Here is a 2,923-nt window from a genome sequence, read left to right as displayed (position 1 = left end):
GCTTCCTCCTAAAAGAAAGCCTTGAATCACGTTCAATCTGATTTGAGAATCCCAAGAGTCCACACGGCCTAGCGCGCATCCGGATGAACCCTGGATTAATTCAGCGAGAGGAGAGCGGCCGAATTCATGACAAATCGGAAAGAAAGCACCTCGCGTCAGCTTTCCTGCAGACGCTGCGGCATCGGCTTCACCTGCGACCTGTCGGGCGAATGCTGGTGCGCGGCGGAACCCTACCGCATGCCGATGCCGGCGCATGATGGCGGCGACTGCCTGTGCCCGGATTGCCTGCGCGCGCTCGCGAGCCAGCAAACCGATACGGCCGCGACGTGACGAGCCGCTGGGACATCAACGCCGTCCTGCTCGACATGGACGGAACACTGCTCGACACAGAGAAGGTCTATTTCGACAGCCTGGTCGCGGCGCTGAGCGCGCATGGCTATACCGACGATGTCGTTGCCCTGTGTCACGCCATGATCGGCCTTCCCGGGCCGGAGTGCGAATTGATGCTGGTGAGACGCTACGGCGACGATTTTCCGCTCGCCGAGATCAACCGGGCTTTCGCCGCCAACCGGGACGAAATGTTTCGCGCAGGGTTGCCGCTGAAGGCCGGCACCATCGAGCTGCTCGATGCGCTTCGATCCGCGGAATGCCCGATGGCGATCGTGACTTCCTCCTCGCGCCGCTCCGCCGACCAGCATCTGACACTCGCAGGAATCCGCGCACGCTTTGACACCATCCTGACGCGGGACGACGTTACGCACTGCAAGCCGAGCCCGGATCTCTATCTGCTGGCTGCAGAACGGCTCCGCGTGAAACCGCAGGCCTGCGTCGCGATCGAGGATTCCAACCACGGCGTGACCGCGGCCCACGCCGCCGGTGCGATCACGCTGATGGTGCCGGACATGATCCCGCCGACCGAGGAAACGCGCGCCAAATGCGCCGCAGTGCTGCCGGACCTCAACGCAGCGCTGGCGATGTTGCGCGAGCGCGGCGCGCTGTAACACCCGTCATTGCGAGCGCAGCGAAGCAATCCATCTCTCCGCGCGTGCAGACATGGATTGCTTCGTCGCTTCGCTCCTCGCAATGACGGTGAACTCTACACCTCGTATCCAGGCGACTTCCGCGCCATGCCGTCGAAGGCATCGAGCAGGCGCTCGCGCCAGGCGTAGACCGGATCGCTCTCGACCAGCAGCTTGAACGGGCTCACGACACGCGCCCACTGGAAGCCACCGAACACGATGTAGTCGGCATAGTTCGGTTTGTCGCCGCCAAGATAGGCCTGTGTCCGCAGCGTCAGCCGCAGCGGATCGAGGCTCCTCCGGAAGCCTTCGACCGCGTGATCGCGGGTGGCGGCGGCCTCTTCCAGCGGCTTGCCCAATCGCGCCTCGCGCGTCTTGCGGAAATAGGCGACGTCATCAGGCGCAAGATGCGCGGGGATATCGGCGACGATCAGCGGGAAGATGCCGCCAATCACGGTGACATCGCCCCACCAGTTCAACATGCGCCCCATCGCGCGGCCGCCCTCGCCGCCGAACAGCGAGGGGCGGTCCGGATAAGTATCCTCGAGATAATTGGCGATCGCCCAGGAATCGGCGACGGAAGTGTCGCCGTCGAGCAGCACCGGCACCTTGTCGGACTTGTGCGGCGCGATCGTCTCTTTCTCGGTGAAGCACCACGGGATCGACTCCGCGCCGAGCCCCTTATGCGCAAGCGCCATCCGCGCGCGCCAGCAATACGGGCTGAACGGACGGGCAGTGTCGGTGCCGACGAGTTCGAACAGTTTCATGGCCATGGATCAATCTCGCTGATGTCGGCGGACAGAGTAGCCGTGACCACAGCGAGCGCAATGGCGGAAGCCAGAGAGCTGTCATGCCCCGCGAAGGCGGGGCATCCAGTACGCCGCGGCGGCTGCATGGATCCACGACCGCCGGTGGTTACTGGATCATCCGCTTTCGCGGATGATGACAGAGCACGCAGCCGCGCTACCGCACCACCGCCGCGGTCTGGCCGAACAGGATCTTGCGCTCCTCCTCGGTGCGGATCGCCGGCTGGCCGAAATTCGGATTGACCTCTTTCGCCCTGGCATAAGCGCGCACCGTCGCGGGCCGATCCCTGATCGTTTCCAGCCAGCGCTTCAGATGCGGGAAATCGTCGATGTTCTGGCCCTGGTTCTGGTGGCCGACGACCCAGGGATAGCTCGCCATGTCGGCGATCGAATAGTCCCCGGCGACGAATTCGCGGTCGGCCAGGCGCTTGTTGAGCACGCCATAGAGGCGGTTGGTCTCGTTCACATAGCGGTCGATGGCGTATTGCAGCTTCTCTTGCGCATAGTTGCGGAAGTGATGGTTCTGCCCCGCCATCGGACCGAGGCCGGCCATCTGCCAGAACGTCCACTGGATCGCGTCGTAGCGGCCATAGAGATCGGCGGGCAGGAACTTGCCGGTCTTCTCGGCGAGATAGAGCAGGATCGCGCCGGACTCGAACAGCGAGATCGGCTTGCTGCCGCCCTTCGGCGCATGATCGACGATCGCGGGAATCCGGTTGTTGGGCGCGATCTCCAGGAATTCCGGCGTGAATTGCTGGCCCTTGCCGATGTTGACCGGGATGATCTTGTAGTCCAGCCCGGTCTCCTCGAGGAACATCGTGATTTTGTGGCCGTTCGGCGTGGTCCAGTAGTGGAGGTCGATCATGGGCGTGATCCTGCGGCTGGGTGGAACGCGCATCAGAGAAAGATGCGAATGCATGAATCTCGCAGAACCCGTGGCAAGTCAATCCGGTTCTTGGCGCCATGCGCGCGAATTTGATCGGCGGGTACACCGGCCCATGCATTGAGTCGAGATCGCCTCGGTCCTAGCATTACAGTTGTCTTTTTGTTTTGAAGTGCGCGCGCTGGGCGGCGGCCTGGTGAGCTCTACGCCAAAGT

At 63.1% G+C, this 2,923-nt stretch carries 4 protein-coding genes; 2 read left to right on the top strand and 2 right to left on the bottom strand.

All coding sequences use genetic code 11. The features are described 5' to 3' along the window. Positions 1 to 126 precede the first annotated feature (126 nt). Both AAFX91_RS40475 and AAFX91_RS40470 read left to right on the top strand, forming a co-directional pair. Positions 127 to 330, top strand: a complete 204-nt coding sequence (locus AAFX91_RS40475) for a hypothetical protein (RefSeq protein WP_130583318.1) — start codon at positions 127 to 129, stop codon at positions 328 to 330. Beyond that, positions 327 to 1,001, top strand: a complete 675-nt coding sequence (locus AAFX91_RS40470; RefSeq protein ID WP_394570217.1) for an HAD family hydrolase — start codon at positions 327 to 329, stop codon at positions 999 to 1,001. The genes AAFX91_RS40475 and AAFX91_RS40470 overlap by 4 nt, the downstream gene beginning before the upstream one ends. Before the next feature lie 95 nt (positions 1,002 to 1,096). On the opposite strand, the gene AAFX91_RS40465 is transcribed toward AAFX91_RS40470, so the two are convergent. Next, the gene (locus AAFX91_RS40465) at positions 1,097 to 1,792 is read right to left on the bottom strand and encodes a glutathione S-transferase family protein (protein ID WP_130583315.1); all 696 of its coding nucleotides are present in this window, start codon (positions 1,790 to 1,792) and stop codon (positions 1,097 to 1,099) included. 190 nt (positions 1,793 to 1,982) lie between these two features. After that, positions 1,983 to 2,690, bottom strand: coding sequence for a glutathione binding-like protein (locus AAFX91_RS40460; protein ID WP_394570216.1), 708 nt, complete (start codon positions 2,688 to 2,690; stop codon positions 1,983 to 1,985). Positions 2,691 to 2,923: the final 233 nt, after the last annotated feature.

It is taken from the genome of Bradyrhizobium sp. 31Argb (assembly GCF_043638955.1).
Lineage (GTDB): Bacteria > Pseudomonadota > Alphaproteobacteria > Rhizobiales > Xanthobacteraceae > Bradyrhizobium.
The sequence above is the reverse complement of the archived record's forward strand: the minus strand, read 5'-3'. Positions and strand labels throughout refer to the sequence as shown.